The organism is Vagococcus hydrophili, from assembly GCF_011304195.1.
Lineage (GTDB): Bacteria > Bacillota > Bacilli > Lactobacillales > Vagococcaceae > Vagococcus > Vagococcus hydrophili.
The window spans coordinates 39129-55424 of the sequence record NZ_CP049887.1 but is presented as its reverse complement, the minus strand read 5'-3'; the positions used below and the strand labels follow the sequence as shown (position 1 = coordinate 55424).

Annotated in this window: 13 protein-coding genes, 2 pseudogenes and 1 other annotated feature; of the genes and pseudogenes, 10 read left to right on the top strand and 5 right to left on the bottom strand. The window is 36.1% G+C overall.

Annotated features, from left to right (window positions below):
- Nucleotides 1-5: 5 nt before the first annotated feature.
- Nucleotides 6-263 (top strand): metal-sensitive transcriptional regulator, encoded by a 258-nt coding sequence (locus G7082_RS00345; protein WP_166033195.1) that lies wholly within the window; start codon nucleotides 6-8, stop codon nucleotides 261-263.
- 297 nt (nucleotides 264-560) lie between these two features.
- On the opposite strand, the gene deoC is transcribed toward G7082_RS00345, so the two are convergent.
- Nucleotides 561-1232, bottom strand: a complete 672-nt coding sequence (deoC, locus tag G7082_RS00340) for a deoxyribose-phosphate aldolase (protein WP_166033194.1) — start codon at nucleotides 1230-1232, stop codon at nucleotides 561-563.
- Between the two features lie 168 nt (nucleotides 1233-1400).
- Nucleotides 1401-1653 (top strand) — a binding site (T-box leader).
- A 67-nt stretch (nucleotides 1654-1720) separates the two neighbouring features.
- Here deoC and G7082_RS00335 point away from each other — a divergent pair.
- The 3 genes and pseudogenes from G7082_RS00335 to G7082_RS00330 all read left to right on the top strand — a co-directional run bounded on the left by G7082_RS00335 (nucleotide 1721) and on the right by G7082_RS00330 (nucleotide 4307).
- The gene (locus G7082_RS00335; protein WP_166033193.1) at nucleotides 1721-2758 is read left to right on the top strand and encodes a methionine ABC transporter ATP-binding protein; all 1038 of its coding nucleotides are present in this window, start codon (nucleotides 1721-1723) and stop codon (nucleotides 2756-2758) included.
- Nucleotides 2751-3434 (top strand): annotated as a pseudogene (locus G7082_RS14960) (methionine ABC transporter permease); the annotation flags it as partial. The gene G7082_RS00335 and the pseudogene G7082_RS14960, both read left to right, overlap by 8 nt.
- A gap of 18 nt (nucleotides 3435-3452) precedes the next feature.
- Nucleotides 3453-4307: a MetQ/NlpA family ABC transporter substrate-binding protein gene (locus G7082_RS00330; RefSeq protein ID WP_420825040.1), complete on the top strand. Its 855-nt coding sequence runs from the start codon at nucleotides 3453-3455 to the stop codon at nucleotides 4305-4307.
- Between the two features lie 300 nt (nucleotides 4308-4607).
- Here the strand turns inward: G7082_RS00330 and G7082_RS00325 are convergent, their stop codons facing one another.
- Genes G7082_RS00325 through G7082_RS00315 form a run of 3 tightly spaced genes read right to left on the bottom strand, consistent with a single transcriptional unit; the run spans nucleotide 4608 to nucleotide 7972 of the window.
- Complete coding sequence (locus G7082_RS00325; protein ID WP_166033192.1) at nucleotides 4608-5975, bottom strand: peptide MFS transporter; 1368 nt, start codon at nucleotides 5973-5975, stop codon at nucleotides 4608-4610.
- A gap of 20 nt (nucleotides 5976-5995) precedes the next feature.
- Entirely contained in the window at nucleotides 5996-6880 is an 885-nt protein-coding gene (pepI, locus tag G7082_RS00320) for a proline iminopeptidase (RefSeq protein ID WP_166033191.1), read from the bottom strand.
- A gap of 15 nt (nucleotides 6881-6895) precedes the next feature.
- Nucleotides 6896-7972, bottom strand: coding sequence for a M24 family metallopeptidase (locus G7082_RS00315; protein WP_166033190.1), 1077 nt, complete (start codon nucleotides 7970-7972; stop codon nucleotides 6896-6898).
- Between the two features lie 273 nt (nucleotides 7973-8245).
- Between G7082_RS00315 and G7082_RS00310 the strand changes: the two genes are divergently transcribed.
- From G7082_RS00310 to sufB, 6 genes and pseudogenes are all read left to right on the top strand, one after another.
- Complete coding sequence (locus G7082_RS00310) at nucleotides 8246-9583, top strand: LPXTG cell wall anchor domain-containing protein (protein ID WP_166033189.1); 1338 nt, start codon at nucleotides 8246-8248, stop codon at nucleotides 9581-9583.
- Between the two features lie 239 nt (nucleotides 9584-9822).
- A complete protein-coding gene (sufC, locus tag G7082_RS00305) occupies nucleotides 9823-10596 on the top strand; it encodes a Fe-S cluster assembly ATPase SufC (protein ID WP_166033188.1) in 774 nt (257 codons plus the stop codon).
- 19 nt (nucleotides 10597-10615) lie between these two features.
- Nucleotides 10616-11905 (top strand): Fe-S cluster assembly protein SufD, encoded by a 1290-nt coding sequence (gene sufD, locus G7082_RS00300; RefSeq protein ID WP_166033187.1) that lies wholly within the window; start codon nucleotides 10616-10618, stop codon nucleotides 11903-11905.
- Between the two features lies 1 nt (nucleotide 11906).
- Nucleotides 11907-13138: pseudogene (locus G7082_RS00295) on the top strand (cysteine desulfurase).
- Entirely contained in the window at nucleotides 13125-13604 is a 480-nt protein-coding gene (gene sufU / locus G7082_RS00290; RefSeq protein WP_166033186.1) for a Fe-S cluster assembly sulfur transfer protein SufU, read from the top strand. The pseudogene G7082_RS00295 and the gene sufU overlap by 14 nt, the downstream one beginning before the upstream one ends.
- Nucleotides 13605-13609: 5 nt before the next feature.
- Nucleotides 13610-15004, top strand: coding sequence for a Fe-S cluster assembly protein SufB (gene sufB, locus G7082_RS00285; RefSeq protein ID WP_166033185.1), 1395 nt, complete (start codon nucleotides 13610-13612; stop codon nucleotides 15002-15004).
- A 31-nt stretch (nucleotides 15005-15035) separates the two neighbouring features.
- Here the strand turns inward: sufB and G7082_RS00280 are convergent, their stop codons facing one another.
- On the bottom strand, nucleotides 15036-16283 hold the full coding sequence (locus tag G7082_RS00280) for a tyrosine-type recombinase/integrase (RefSeq protein WP_166033184.1): 1248 nt from the start codon (nucleotides 16281-16283) through the stop codon (nucleotides 15036-15038).
- Between the last annotated feature and the right edge of the window lie 13 nt (nucleotides 16284-16296).

The window sequence follows — 16296 nt, the reverse complement described above, 5'->3', positions numbered from 1 at the left end:
ACATCATGACAGAGACTGATGAAACAAGAAAAAAAATAAAGAATCGTTTAAAGCGTAGTGAAGGTCAAATCCGTGGTGTCATCAAGATGGTAGAAGATGAACAACCTTGTCGTGACATCGTGATTCAATTATCTGCCATTCGCTCAAGTATTGACCGCGCGATAGGGGTTATTGTGGCTGAAAACTTAAAAGACTGTTTAACGGCAGATGATTTAACCGATGAAAAATTGCAAGAAGCCATTGATTTAGTGGTGAAGAAATAGAAAAAACAACCTGTAACTCGGTGGAGTTATGGGTTGTTTTTTTTCACTCTAATTAATCCGGGTTCAAATGGCAGCTCCTTCAACAACTTCAAAAATAAAAATTAATTCAAAAAGCACGAATTATTTTTTATTTCCTCCAGTTGCTCAGAGCTAACCGCCATTTTCACCACTCTATGTAGTCCGGAATAAAAAATCTGCTCCTTCGGTAACTTCACTAATCACAAATAATCCAAAAAGCAGATTACCTGTGATTACCTCCAGTTACTCGGAGCAGTACGATTTTTTATTCATTCTTTTTTAATATCCTTTTGCTTCTGTAGTTCCTGTTGGATCAACTAAACTTAAACCAGAGCTTGTTCCTAAGCGGTCAGCGCCTAATTCGATCATTTTAACAGCGTCTTCTACTGAACGAACGCCGCCTGAAGCTTTAACTAAGGCTTTGTCGCCAACTGTATCTTTCATTAATTTTACGGCTTCAAAAGTAGCACCGCCTGTTGAGAAACCAGTTGAAGTTTTAACGAAATCAGCTTTTGCAGCAACAACTAATTCAGATGCTTTAATGATTTCTTCGTCTGTTAAAAGACAAGTTTCGATAATAACTTTTACTAATGTATTTGGATGAGCTGCTTCAACAACTGCTTCAATGTCAGCTTGAATGAACTCATAGTTTTTAGCTTTTAATTCGCCAATGTTGATAACCATATCTACTTCATCAGCGCCATTATAAATTGCATCTTTTGTTTCGAAAACTTTAGTTTCAGTTGTGTTAGCTCCTAAAGGGAAACCAATAACTGTACAAACTTTAGCAACAGAATCTTTTAATAATTCACTTGAATATTTAACCCAGTAAGGATTGACACAAACAGAGGCAAATTCATGCTCTGCAGCTTCTTCACATAATTGTTTGATTTGATCTCTTGTTGAATCTGGTTTTAAAAGGGTGTGGTCAACATATTTTGCTAATTCCATTTATAAAAACTCCTCTTGTATATATATTTGTAAACGCTAAACTACGTCTCTATTCTACCATCAAATGAAATTCTTTTTAAGTATAATTTACTAAAAAACAATTAAATCAACTGATTATTAAAATTTCATTGACACTTTCTCATTAGTTTGTTAGACTAATTTCAATATATAAAAGCGTTGAGAAGAAGAGTACATTTTTGGACAGTTTTAAGAGACCTCGGGTGGTGAGAAAGAGGAGCTAAGAAGAAAATGGAAGATGGTCTTTGAGCACAGGAGAGTGAGCGATTGTTAACTTTCTTCGGGAGTTCCCGTTAGCGGACAACAGTATTTAAAGGTAATTCTTGCGTACTGGGTGAGGTTGTTATTGTGAGATAATGACGAATTAAAGGTGGTAACACGAAAAAATGCTTTCGTCCTTTGTTTACTTTTTTATAAAAGTAGATAGAGGAGGGAAGCTTTTTTATTTTATATCAAAAGGAGGAAGACGTATGAGTTTAATCGAATTAAAACAAGTTAATAAAATTTATGAAACGAAAAAAAATCAAGTAACCGCAGTTAATAATGTCAATCTAACCATTGAAAAAGGTGAGATTTTTGGTGTGATAGGATTCTCAGGTGCTGGTAAAAGTTCTTTGATTCGTCTACTTAATAATTTAGAAACACCCACATCAGGAGATGTTATCATTGGTGGAAAAAATGTTGGGCAACTAAAAGGAAAAGAGTTACGTGATTTTAGAAAGAAAGTCGGTATGATTTTTCAGCATTTTAACCTTCTATGGTCAAGAACTGTATTAGATAATATTTTATTACCATTAGAATTAAGCAATTATCCTAAAAATGAACGAGTGAAACGTGCCACAGAATTACTGAAACTTGTTGGCTTAGAAGGAAAAGAACATGCGTATCCAAGTGAGTTATCAGGTGGACAGAAACAAAGAGTTGGGATTGCTCGGGCATTAGCTAATGAACCAGAAATTTTATTATGTGATGAAGCAACGAGTGCTCTTGATCCGCAAACAACGGATGAAGTGTTGGACTTGTTGTTAGATATTAATAAAAAGCTTAATTTAACGATTGTTTTGATTACCCATGAGATGAATGTGATTCGTAAAATTTGTCATAAGGTAGCAGTTATGGAACAAGGACAGGTCATTGAAACAGGAGAAGTTTTCTCAGTTTTCAAAAATCCTCAAAGTACGGTGACGAAAAACTTTGTAAAACAGGACGCTTTAGTCGACGGAGAGGAAAACGAAGAAGCGATTCAATACTTGTTAGATGCTTATCCAGATGGCATGATTGTCAGATTATTATTTGAGGCAGAAAAAGCCAATGAAGCCGTGATTTCAAAATTAATTCAACAATATCCTGTTGATGTTAACGTGCTTCAAGCTAATATTAGACGAACCAATCAAATGTCATTTGGAACGATGTTGGTTCAACTCACTGGAGAATCTAGTATTTTAAGTGAAAGTTTAGTCTTTTTTGAAAAAAATGGGTTAGGAATTGAGGTATTACAATATGGATAAAGGATTTTTACAAACATATTTTGATTTTTCACATGTTAAATCAGAAGCATTCATCACAGCAACTAAAGAAACATTATATATGACCTTAGTTTCAATGTTTTTCGTGATTGTCTTAGGAATTTTAGTTGGTCTAATGCTTTTCTATTTCGAGAAAAATGACAAACCTATTTTTAAATTTGGTTACGGGGTTGTTTCCTTAATCAGTAATACTTTCAGATCCGTTCCTTTCATTATTTTAATGATTTTACTATTTCCAGTGGTTAAGACGTTGATAGGAACTATGCTTGGGCCAAGTGCGGCAGTACCAGCACTTGTTTTATCTGCAGCACCGTTTTACGCGCGTCTTGTTGATATTGCTTTTCGTGAAGTAGACAAAGGTGTTTTAGAAGCTAGTGAAGCAATGGGAGCCAACAAGTTTCAAATTATTTTTAAAGTTTTGATTCCAGAAAGTTTACCTGCGCTTATTTCAGGCGTGACCGTTACAACGATTACGATGATTGGTTTTACAGCAATGGCTGGTGCAGTAGGTGCTGGTGGATTAGGAACTCTTGCGTATCAAGCTGGTTTTATGGGCAATGATTATTCTATTATTATGTTATCAACCTTACTTATTCTACTCATCGTTTTTATCATTCAATGGATTGGCGATCTACTAGTTAAATTAGTGGATAAAAGAGAAACGTCAAGTAGTGGCATTAGTAAGAAAAAACTAGGTTTAGGATTTGGCGCGATCATTGTTGCGGTTGCAGCCTTAACATTGATTATTGGTGGCGGACAAGGTTCGTCTGAAAAAGCAGTCGCTAAGTCTAAAAATGATCCAAATAAAATCGTCGTGGGAGCTTCTGCAACACCCCATGCAGAAATTTTAGAACAAGCTAAACCACTACTTGAAGAACAAGGATATGACCTTGAAATCAAAGTTTTTCAAGATTTTGTCCTACCAAACAAAGCTTTGGCAGAAAAAGAATTAGATGCAAATTACTTCCAACACATTCCTTATTTAGATAAAGAAATCAAAGATAAGCATTATGATTTCATCAATGCAGGAGCAATTCATTTAGAAAAAATGGCTTTCTATTCTAAATCAGTAAAAGACGTGAAGGATGTTAAAAACGGTGCCACAGTTTTAGTGAGTAACTCACAAACGGACTGGGGACGTGTGATTACAATGCTTCAAGATGCTGGCTTAGTTAAAGTCAAAGAAGGAACAAATTTAGTTGAAGCAACATTTGATGATATCGCTGAAAATCCTAAAAACTTGAAATTCAAGTATGACATTGACCCAGCAATCATGACAACAACTTATGAAAATAATGAAGGAGATTTAATCGCGATTAATGCCAACTTTGCAGAAAATATCGGCTTAAATCCTGAAAAAGATGGCGTGATTGTGGAAGGTGACAACTCACCATACGCTAACGTGATCGCCGCAAGAACAGAAGACAAAGACAGCAAAAAAATCAAAGCCCTAGTCGAAGTTCTCCATTCAGATGAAATCAAAGCCTTCATCAAAGAAAAATGGAACGGGACAATCTCGGTAGTGGATTAATAAAGGTTGTCTCGGAAGCGTTTAGCTTTGAGAAATAAAAAGGAACTCAAAAAAATTGCTTCTCAAATTTTATTGAGTTTCAGTTTATTTCCGAAAAAGCTGCTTTCTAGACACCGTATATAAGAGTAGTGAAAAGAGCGTTTAGCTCTGAGCAGCTGGAGGAAGTCAAAAACAATCGGTACTTTCGATTGATTTTGACTTGTGAAGTTGCCGAAGGAGCTGCTCTTTGAACTCGGACTAAGAAAATTAAAACGACGTATGTTCTAAGCCAAAAGCTTAAATCATACGTCGTTTATTTTTTTATTCTTCGATTGGATCTTCGTCTTCAACGAGTGTAATTAACTTCTTATTAAAGATGAAAAGTAAACAAGCTGCGATGATTAAAACAATGGGAATCCCAATGTAAGCTTGCATCATATCGAATTTTAAAACGAAGGCATACATGTAACCATAACCTTTACCAGCGATAAAAGTTGCCACTGTCCAAACACCCATCATTACTGAAAGAATACTTTTTGGTGAGTACTTAGTGATGAATGAATTACCAAGAGGAGAGAAGAACATTTCGCCTAATGATAAAAGAATCGAGAACAGAATAATCCAAATCATACTTGCTTTAGCTGTATCAGGTGCACCAACACCACGCTGTAATTCAGCAGCTATTAACATTAAGTATGAACTACCTAGGAAAAGTAAGCCGATTCCTAATTTTTTGAAGAGACTCATATCACCTTGGGCACGATTGGCTAGTTTAAGCCATAAGATACCTAAAATTGGACCTAACACAATACACCATAAACCGTTTAAGGAATCAAACCAAGCTGTTGGGATTGTATAAGAACCAACTTTATTTTGGATAAAATTATCCATGTAATCATAAACAGATAAATAAGACATGTACCAGAACAACCAGAAAATAATTGAGAAGAATGAAATTAGAAAAATCGCTCCTACTCGTTTTTTCTCAATGGTTGTTAAAGGTTTTTTCACTTCCGCTTTTTCTTCTTTAACAATGCCTTCTTTAAAAGGTCGTTTTCCTGCGTCACCTAGGAATCGCCACCCGAAGATAAACCAAATACCACAGATGAAACAGATAATAGCGGCAAATAAAAAGCCTTCAGAAAAACCTGGTAACTCACCGGATTTAAAAATATTATAAACGATAATTGGGATAACTGTAGTCCCAACTAGTGAACCAATGTTAACAAAAGAATATTGAACAGAAAATGCGGTATCAAGTTCTTTTTTATCATTAAATAATTGTCCAGTAATGGCAGATAGGTTTCCTTTAAATAGCCCAGTTCCGACAGCAACTAAGAAAACCATTAAATGAATCATACCAACGCTTGTGGCAATAGACCCAACATAATAGCCAATACCCATAATAAAGGCTCCTAAAGGAATCAAATAGCGAGCCCCAACAAAACGGTCAGCAATATATCCCCCGAAAACAGGAGCTAGATAAGTGTACGCCACTAAGTTTGCTTGAAGCATGGCAGCTTGTCCTTTATCAAGACCTAACCCGCCTTTTATAGCTTGGTAAGTTAGAAAATAATAAAGCAACCATTTAGCTGAGTAATACGCCATTCTTTCAAAAGTAAAAGAGATGGAACAAAAATAAAATGAAACAGGTTTTTTCCCAGATGTCTGAGCAGCAACGTCATTCATGTGTATACCCCTTCCTAATATTAGTCATGTTTATTTAACCATTCAGTTAATAATGTCATGTATTCTTGATTTTGATCCACAAAAGGCATGTGACGGCTATGTTGGAATAATTCCCATGTGGCATTAGGAATGCGGTCATACATTGTTTTAGCAATATATGGCGTACATAAATCATCAGCCCCACTTGTAATCAAGGTTGGTTTGTCAATTGTGTGTAGTTTATCTGTGTAATAAAAATCTTTCAACGTTCCACTTGGTGTGTATTCATTTGGACCCCAAGCGTATAGGTAACTTTGAGCACCAGAATTTTTTTGACGTCTTAATGGCTCTGGCATGTCAGGAGATGGGTTATCCGCTGCATGACGAACCATAAAATGATCGTTAGCTGTAATATAAGCATCATTTTCAAAATTCCATTCAGATTCAGCAACTCTAATTGCTTCTTGATCTTCTTCTGAAAGATATTTAATCATGCGGTGTTGCTCTTCACCCCAGAGTTTTGAAGAGGGAAGAGTACTAGATAAAATGGCACTTTTAATTCCTTCAGGTTGGTAATCGCACAAGTATTCAATTGCCATCATGCCACCCCAAGATTGACCAAGTAAGTGGATATTTTCTAAATTGAGGTGTTTTCTTAGAGCGACTAACTCTTCAATCCAAATGGTAGAGTTCCAAAGAGTTGGCTCATCCGGCATGGATGATAATCCGCAACCAAGTTGATCATACATAATCAATTGACGACCATCGCGGGCTAAATTATCGAGCATTTCAAAATAATTGTGAGTTGAACCAGGACCTCCGTGTAAGAGAACAAGCGGTGCTTTCTCTGGATTTTCTTCACCAATAATCCGGTAGTACGTTTGATACTTGTCTAAATAAGGCATGTAGCCTTCTGTTATTTTCATTAAATCAGACACTCCTTAACCAATAATTTGTAGTTCTTTCGATACGTGATTTAAGTTTTCGTAGCCATCTTCTGTACAGATAATTAAATCTTCAATTCGAACGCCAACTTCACCAGGAATGTAAATCCCAGGTTCCACAGAGAAAATCATACCAGGTTCTGCAACGGCGGTGTTTGAGCCTGATACGTCACCAGTTTCATGACATTCGATCCCGATAAAATGACCTGTTCTATGCGTGAAGTATTCACCGTAACCTTTTTCTGTGATGTAATCACGAGCTGCGGCATCAATGTCACAAAAACGCACGCCAGGTTTTACCATTTCAATGGCACGGCGATTGGCTTCTAAACACGTTTCATACACGTCACGGCTTTTTTCTGAGACTTCTTTATAGAAGTAAGTTCGCGTCATATCAGAACAGTAAGAATTTTTAACCCCACCAATGTCTAGAATAATACTATCGCCAACTTTAACGGTAGAATCATCTGTCATGTGATGTGGGTCAGCCCCATTAGCCCCGTAAGCAATGATTGGGTCAAATGAAAAGCCACTATTGCCTAATTCTTTGTAGATGGCAGCCAAACGATCGGTCATTTCAAGCTCATCAAGCTCCAGTGGTACTAAGTCTCTTAATTGTTCAATAGCGTTATCATTGTCTTTTGATACCTCGCGCATAAGATCAAGCTCTTCGTTGTCTTTATGAGCACGCACACTATCTGTAATGTCAGAACCATTGCAAAGTTTAGCATTAGGAACTTTTTCTAACAAGTTAAGCAAGAATTTTGATGGCCAGTTTTTATCAATCCCGATTTTTTTATCTGCATGAACAAATTCAAGGACTTTTGCTACAGCGTCATCTGTGTCATCAATATAAACCAAATTCACCCCTAAATCTTCAGTAATAGGGAAAAGTTTATTAACAACAAGAGTGTGTTCACCTGTATCAGATAAAACCAAAACTAATAATCGTTCACCAGGATGAATCCAGTAATCTGTTAAATAAAAAATAGTCGCTGGATCTGAGATTAATAATTGACCGACTTCTTGCTCCTTCATAATGTTCAACATTTTTTCTGTACGATTTGTTTTCATGATATAGCTCCTCTATTGTTATTATATTCACAAGTAAGTTGATGCGCTCCTTTCAAATCATTGCCTCAACAGAGTATTTTGTTGTTCAACAGTTTACAAACCTATTATCCTAGTATTTATGTGAAAAGACAATCGGAAAAAGAGAAAAATATTATATTTATCATTTGGTTTTAATGGATAAAGAGAAATTAAATATTTTATTATCAAATAATAAAAATTAGTTTAAAAAATGGTACAATTAGATTATTAATTCATTTAATTAGGAGGAGTAATATGAAAAAGAGTTTATTTGGCCTTATTTTAGGAGGAACACTTTTATTTTCAGCAACTGCTTACGCCGAAAACTTGGTAAAAGATGAGATTAGTAAGCCAGAAAAAACTGAGGATGTACAAAATAACAAGGTGAAAATTGATGTCAAAGAAAGTTATTCAATCGATCAAAGTAAAATTGAACTTGGAAAAAGTACACAATTACATGTATCTCCAATCATGGGTGTTGAGTTAGAAGGTACATTTGGATTAGTTAATGAAAATGATTTGGTTAAAGTTTCTGAAACTGGTGAAGTTAAATCATTAAAAGTAGGAAAGACTAAGATTGCACCGACATTTAAAATGTCAGAAAAAACGAAAAAAGAAATTAAACAAGCTTACATTAAACAACCAGGTAATGAGAATATCAAAGAAGAGGATATTGAATTTGTAGTTAGAGAAAATCTTCAATTGATTCCAATTGAGATTGTGGATTCAACTCAAAAATCAGAACATAAAATAGATATTACACCTCAATTTATTTTTAATCAAAAGAAATTAGAAGTTGGTAATAAAGAAACAATTAAGGTAGCACCCATATTGGGAGTGGAACTTAAAGGTGAATTTAAAAACTTCTCTGATAAATATTTACAACTTAGTACTACTGGTGAAGTGACTGCTTTAAAACCTAATAGTAAAGCAGTATTATCTCCTGAATTTATTATTTCTGAGGGATCATTAAAAGAAATTAAGCAAGCTTATATTAAACAATCAGGACATGATAATATTAAAGAAGATGAGATTGTTTTTATTCAGAAAGATGTTAGACCGCTGATTCAGATTGAAATTCCATTAATTAATATGGGAGTATTTGAAAACTATACAATCAATAAAACGAAATTATCAGTTGGAGAAACAGGCCAAGTTACTGTGAAATATAAGTATGATATTAAATACATTGGCAAGTTTACTCCAATTAAAAATGAATTTATTGAGATGAATGAAAATGGAGAGTTTAAAGCATTAAAAGCAGGTAAGACAACTATTGTACCTATTTTTAAATTGTCAGAAGAAGGTCTTACAGAACTTAAAAAAGAATATATAAAAGAAAATAATTTAAAAAATATTGATGTAGAAGATTTAACAGAAGGTCCTCGTCCGACAAAAGCGCCTACTTTTTTTGCGATTGAAATTTTACCAACTAACACTGGAAATGCAAATAAAGATAATGGTAAAACCTACGCATCTGTCAATAAGAAGTTACCTCAGACAAATGAAAGAACTTCATTAATAGCACAATTAGTAGGTAGTTTTACAGTTTTAGGAACCACTATTTTATATTTAGTTAAAAAAAGAAAATAAGAGTAGATAAGCTTGTTGATATTTTTAAAATATCACAAGCTTTTTTCTTTATTTAGGGAGAATTAAAGAGAGTAGAATGTATTTTTTATTTATACTAGTTATCATTTGTGTATTATAATTTAATGGTTATTATTATATAAATAAATATCGAAGTGAAACCGATTGAAGTTCATTCTCAATTGAGCTAGAATAAAGGGTGTAGAAAATTGTGTTTGAATATAACAAATGGAGGGAATAAAATGTCCGTTTTAGAAATAAAAAACTTACATGTCTCAATTGAAGACAAAGAAATTTTAAAAGGTGTTAACTTAACCATGAAAACAGGTGAAATCCACGCAATCATGGGACCAAATGGAACTGGTAAATCAACCTTATCAGCTGCTATTATGGGAAATCCAAATTACACAGTAACTAAAGGTGAAATTCTTTTAGACGGTGAAGATGTCTTAGAAATGGAAGTTGACGAGCGCGCTCGTGCTGGTCTATTTTTAGCTGTTCAATACCCAAGTGAAATTCCAGGAATCACCAATGCTGAATTTATGCGCGCTGCGATCAATTCAAAACGTGCTGAAGACGATAAAATATCAGTGATGGACTTCATTGATAAACTAGATGAAAAAATGGCTTTATTAGATATGCCAGAAGAAATGGCAGAACGTTACTTAAACGAAGGCTTCTCTGGTGGAGAGAAAAAACGTAATGAAATTTTACAATTATTAATGTTAGAACCAACTTTCGCGATTTTAGATGAAATTGACTCTGGTCTTGACATTGATGCCCTTCAAGTGGTTTCAAAAGGCGTGAACGAAATGCGTGGAGACAATTTTGGTTCATTAATCATCACTCACTACCAACGTTTATTAAACTATATCGTGCCAGATGTGGTTCATATTATGATGGAGGGTCGCGTGGTTAAAACAGGTGGTGCTGAATTGGCACAACGCTTAGAAGCAGAGGGTTACAAAGGAATCAGTGAAGAATTAGGCATCCACTTTGAAGAGGACGAGGCGTAAAGGAAGGGAGACAAGGTAAATGAAAAATTTTAATATCGAAGATTATCTTGACGACATTACCTTATTTTCAGCAAGTCAGGAAGAGCCACAATGGATGCTTGATTTGCGTCTTAAGGCAGCTAAACAATTGACTGAATTAGAATTACCTAATATTGAACGAGTGAAAATTCATCGTTGGCCACTAATGAATGTGGGCAACCTTAACGAAGAGATTTTAGGTAATCCAGTAATGCCTTCTTTTGATGAGATGGAAGACAATCCAATGATTATTCAAGGACGTACAACCACTCTTTATGAGCAAATGCCAGTTGAATTATCAGAACAAGGGGTCATATTTACAGATATCTTTACAGCCATGAAGGAACATAGTGAACTAGTTGAAAAATACTTCATGACAAAAGCTGTGCCAATGAATGAAGATAAATTAACAGCTTTCCACGCTGCTATGTTAAATGGTGGAGTTTTCCTTTATGTGCCTAAAAATGTAGTGGTTAAAGATACCTTTGAATCATTATTCTTCCAAAACATGGAAGACAATAGTGCTTGGATTAAGCATGTTTTAATCGTGGCTGAGGAAAACAGTGAAATCACTTACCTTGAAAGACTTCAATCTGAAGGGGAAACAAGTGAAAAACTATCCGCTAATATGGTCGTTGAAGTCATTGCTAAACCTGGTTCAAAAGTGAAATTTGCTGCGATTGATCGCTTAGGTAAAGACGTTACAACTTATATGAACCGTCGTGGCTACATCATGCGTGATGCTAGTCTTGATTGGGCATTAGGTATTATGAATGATGGCGATGTGATTGCTGATTTTGATTCTGATTTAGTAGGCGAAGGCTCTCATTCAGAAGTAAAAGTTGTGGCAATCAGTTCAGGTCGTCAAACTCAAGGAATTGATACGCGTGTCACTAATAAAGCCTCTCATTCGATAGGTAATATTTTACAACATGGTGTGATTCGTGATCGTGGAACCTTAACATTCAACGGAATTGGTCATATTCTAAAAGGTGCTAAGGGAGCAGATGCGCAACAAGAAAGTCGTGTTTTAATGCTTTCAGATAAAGCAAGAGGAGATGCGAACCCAATTCTTTTAATTGATGAATTTGAAGTAACTGCCGGGCATGCTGCCAGTGCCGGTCGTTTAGATCCAGATGAATTGTACTACTTAATGAGTCGTGGCTTGCCTCAAAAAGAGGCGGAAAGACTTGTTACTAGAGGATTCTTAGGTTCTGTTATTACAGCGATTCCAGTGAAAAGTGTTCGTGAAGAATTAGTTAAAGTGATTGATAGAAAGCTGGCTGACTAATATGCTAGATAAAAAAATTAAAGATGATTTTCCGATTTTATTTCAAGAAGTCAATGATGAAGCTTTAGTTTATTTAGATAGTGCGGCAACCAGTCAAAAGCCTAAACAAGTCATTGATTCATTGGTTTATTTCTATGAACATGACAATGCCAATGTTCATCGTGGGGTTCATACTTTGGCTGAAAGAGCCACATCAAGTTATGAAGCTTCAAGAGAGAAAGTGCGCCAGTTTATCGGAGCGAAAAGTACGAAGGAAGTTCTTTTTACAAGAGGAACGACCACATCGATTAACTGGGTTTCTCGTAGTTTTGGTGATTCCTTTGTGAATGAAGGAGATGAAATCCTGATTTCCCAAATGGAACATCATTCAAACGTGGTGACGTGGCAAGAATTAGCCAAACGACAAGGAGCTAAGTTAGTTTATATTGACTTAACACCAGAAGGCGAGCTAGATTTAGAAGATGCCAAAAACAAAATCAATGAGCGCACAAAAATTGTATCAGTAGCTCATGCGTCAAACGTTTTAGGTGTCACTAACCCAGTGAAGGAGCTAGCGCATTTGGTTCATGAAGTCGGTGGTGTGATGGTGGTGGATGGTGCGCAATCTGTGCCTCACATGCCAGTCGATGTCGTTGACTTAGACGCAGACTTTTATGCTTTTAGTGGACATAAGGTGTGTGGACCAACGGGGATTGGCGTTCTTTACGGGAAACAAAGCTTACTAGAAAAAATGGAACCTATCGAATTTGGTGGGGAGATGATTGATTTTGTCTACCATGATCATAGTACGTGGTCAGAGTTGCCTTGGAAATTTGAGGCAGGGACACCAAACATCGCAGGAGCTATTGCTTTAGGAAGTGCCATTGATTACTTAACAGAAATCGGCATGGATAACATTCATCAACATGAACAAGAGTTAGTGGATTATGTCTTACGAAGTTACTGGCGATTGATGGCTTAACTGTGTATGGACCTAATGATCCGAAAAAACATAGTGGAGTGATTGCATTTAATCTAGATGATGTGCACCCACATGATACAGCCACAGCTCTTGATATGGAAGGAGTAGCCGTTCGAGCAGGACATCACTGTGCTCAACCACTACTTAATTATTTAAACATTCAATCAACTGCTAGAGCCAGTTTTTATTTATACAATACCAAAGAGGATGCTGATCGTTTAGTCGAAGCCATCCTTGCAACAAAGGAGTTTTTCGCTAATGGCTTTATCTAAATTAGAAAATTTATATCGCCAAGTTATCTTGGATCATACCAATCATCCCCACAATAAGGGCAGTTTAAACGAGGCGACAAGCCAAATCGAATTAAACAATCCAACTTGTGGCGACGTGATTCAATTGCACTTGCAAATTGAAGATGGCATCATCCAAGAGGTAAAATTTGATGGACATGGTTGTTCGATTAGCATGGCAAGTGCCAGCATGATGACCATGGCAATTAAAGGCAAGACAGAAAAAGAAGCCATTGAAATCGTGGGAAACTTTTTAGAACTTGTTCAAGGCGAAAAAATCGAAAATGAGAAACAACTAGGAGATGCCAGAATGCTTTCAGGCGTTGCAAAATTTCCAGCACGAATTAAATGTGCCACACTAGCATGGAAAGCCTTAGAACGCGGCATCATCCAAGAAAACGAAACAACTGTCGAAGGACATATACATACTGAAGAAAAAGGAGTGTAACCTAAATGAGTGAAGTACCAGAATTAGAAGAATATAAATTTGGTTTTCATGATGACGTCAAACCAGTCTTCAGTACAGGAGAAGGGTTATCAGAAGACGTTGTTAGAGAAATTTCAGCCCAAAAAGAAGAACCAGAATGGATGCTGGAATTCCGTTTAAAATCATTAGAAGCATTCAACAAAATGCCAATGCAAAAATGGGGACCAGATTTATCAGACATTGACTTTGAAAAAATCAAATACTACCAAAAACCAAGTGATAAACCAGCTCGTGATTGGGATGATGTGCCAGATAAAATCAAAGAAACCTTTGAGCGTATCGGGATTCCAGAAGCAGAGCGTAAATACTTAGCCGGCGCTTCTGCCCAGTATGAATCAGAAGTGGTTTACCACAATATGAAAGACGAATTCACTAAATTAGGGATCGTCTTTACAGATACAGACACAGCCTTAAAAGAGTACCCAGAAATATTCAAACAATATTTCTCAAAATTAGTGCCACCAACTGATAACAAGTTGGCAGCCCTAAACTCAGCCGTATGGTCAGGTGGAACTTTCATCTATGTACCAAAAGGCGTGCGAGTAGATGTGCCATTACAAACCTATTTCCGTATCAATGCGGAAAACACAGGTCAATTCGAGAGAACACTGATTGTCGTTGACGAAGGCGCAAGTGTGCATTACGTAGAAGGCTGTACAGCACCTACCTATTCAAGCAATAGCTTACATGCAGCCATCGTTGAAATCTTTACCTTAAAAGATGCTTATTGCCGTTATACAACCATCCAAAACTGGTCTGATAACGTGTATAACTTAGTAACTAAACGTGCCAGAGCCGAACAAGGCGCAACCATCGAATGGATTGACGGTAACTTAGGTGCTAAGACAACGATGAAATACCCAAGTGTTTACCTAGAAGGAGAAGGCGCTCGTGGTACGATGTTATCCGTTGCCTTTGCAGGAGCGAACCAAATCCAAGACACAGGAGCAAAAATGATTCACAACGCACCAAACACGTCGAGCTCGATTGTTTCAAAATCAATCGCTAAAGACGGCGGCGAAGTGAATTATCGTGGTCAAGTAACCTTTGCTAAAAACAGTCCAGGATCAATCTCGCATATTGAATGTGACACGATTATCATGGATGCTTTATCGAAGAGTGACACGATACCATTTAACGAGATTCACAATAGCCACGTGGCATTAGAACACGAGGCAAAAGTATCAAAAATCTCAGAAGAGCAATTGTATTATCTAATGAGTCGTGGCTTAACAGAAGCAGAAGCGACAGAGATGATTGTTATGGGATTTGTTGAACCATTTACGAAAGAACTTCCAATGGAGTATGCCGTTGAGTTGAATAGACTTATTGGGTATGAGATGGAAGGGTCGGTTGGATAATTGAATATCTAGCGTCAAGAGTGTTGTTAAATCAGCGTTCTTGACGCTCTTTTTTTGTTTCTTCTTGTTTGGTTGCACCAAATGTTGCACCATTAGCCGAAAATTCATCTAACTTTAGGATTGGCGCACGTTTGCGGTCTTTAGAAATATGTGTGTAAATATCCATCGTCGTTTTTAAGTTGGCGTGTCTCAAACGATATTGAGCATCTTTAGGGTCAACACCTAATTCATATAATAAAGTCGCTTGGCTATGTCTAAAACCGTGTGGTGATATCCGATGTATGCCACGTCGTTTTAGTTCATCTTCGTTTCTGTCAAAGAAGTTTTTTAACCATTCGTTTGGAGCTTGTCGGTGATAATGTTTTCCTGTTTTAGGACTTGGAAATAAAAAGTCATTATTATAAATATAAGTTGTGTTTCCGTATTGTTCGAAAGAATTTCTAAAATTAATCAGTTCTATGACATAATCGTAAGTATCATCATCTAGGTAAACTATATTATTTGATTCTTCAGTTTTAGGAAATGGATCCACATAAGTTTTACCATCTTCATCCTCAGCTAACGTTTTATTCACATCAATAGCTTTTTTATTCCTAATTACATCACTTTCATACAAAGCTAGTGCTTCCCCACGTCTTAACCCAGTAAAAGCAATTAATCTGAAATAGACGAACTTATGAAATTCTTCAACTTCTTTATAAGCTTCTAAAAAAGTCATCAGTTGTTGAGGTTCATAGAAGTTTTCAGAAGCAGCAAGCCTTCTTTTCTTATACCTAGTTTCAACTTTACTAATTAGAATATACTCCATTGGATTAGTGGTTATGTATTGTTTAGTAATCCCAAAATCTAAAACCGTCTTTATTTGATTCTTAATCTTTCTATGGTCTTTACGTTTCTTTCTTAGTGCATCATACGCTTCCTGGCAATCGTCCACATCAATTTTGGACACATACTTTTTACCGAGTAAGGGAATAGCATAGCGATTCATTTCATCTTTAAATTTTTTATAAGTACCAGGTTTAATTCCGCTTTGCTTATAGTATTCTAAGTATTCTTCGAGCAGTTGTGAGAACTTAATATCTTGTTTCATTTTTTGTTGGGCTTCATTTTTGTAGTTTTCTACAGTTCTTTCATAATCCAGTTTTGCTTCCGCTTTTGAATCAAATCCACGTCCTCTTGGTTGTAACTTCTTACCAGTCTTTTCATCAAAACCATAATATCCACTATATTTCCATTTATCCTTTCCTGCCTTTGTCTTGTATTTCTCATATTTAACCATGATTTTCTCTCCT

Coding starts and splice junctions, on each gene's coding strand:
- G7082_RS00345 (WP_166033195.1), top strand. CDS start 6: ATGACAGAGACTGATGAAACAAGAAAAAAAATAAAGAATCGTTTAAAG.
- deoC (WP_166033194.1), bottom strand. CDS start 1,232: ATGGAATTAGCAAAATATGTTGACCACACCCTTTTAAAACCAGATTCA.
- G7082_RS00335 (WP_166033193.1), top strand. CDS start 1,721: ATGAGTTTAATCGAATTAAAACAAGTTAATAAAATTTATGAAACGAAA.
- G7082_RS00325 (WP_166033192.1), bottom strand. CDS start 5,975: ATGAATGACGTTGCTGCTCAGACATCTGGGAAAAAACCTGTTTCATTT.
- pepI (WP_166033191.1), bottom strand. CDS start 6,880: ATGAAAATAACAGAAGGCTACATGCCTTATTTAGACAAGTATCAAACG.
- G7082_RS00315 (WP_166033190.1), bottom strand. CDS start 7,972: ATGAAAACAAATCGTACAGAAAAAATGTTGAACATTATGAAGGAGCAA.
- G7082_RS00310 (WP_166033189.1), top strand. CDS start 8,246: ATGAAAAAGAGTTTATTTGGCCTTATTTTAGGAGGAACACTTTTATTT.
- sufC (WP_166033188.1), top strand. CDS start 9,823: ATGTCCGTTTTAGAAATAAAAAACTTACATGTCTCAATTGAAGACAAA.
- sufD (WP_166033187.1), top strand. CDS start 10,616: ATGAAAAATTTTAATATCGAAGATTATCTTGACGACATTACCTTATTT.
- sufU (WP_166033186.1), top strand. CDS start 13,125: ATGGCTTTATCTAAATTAGAAAATTTATATCGCCAAGTTATCTTGGAT.
- sufB (WP_166033185.1), top strand. CDS start 13,610: ATGAGTGAAGTACCAGAATTAGAAGAATATAAATTTGGTTTTCATGAT.
- G7082_RS00280 (WP_166033184.1), bottom strand. CDS start 16,283: ATGGTTAAATATGAGAAATACAAGACAAAGGCAGGAAAGGATAAATGG.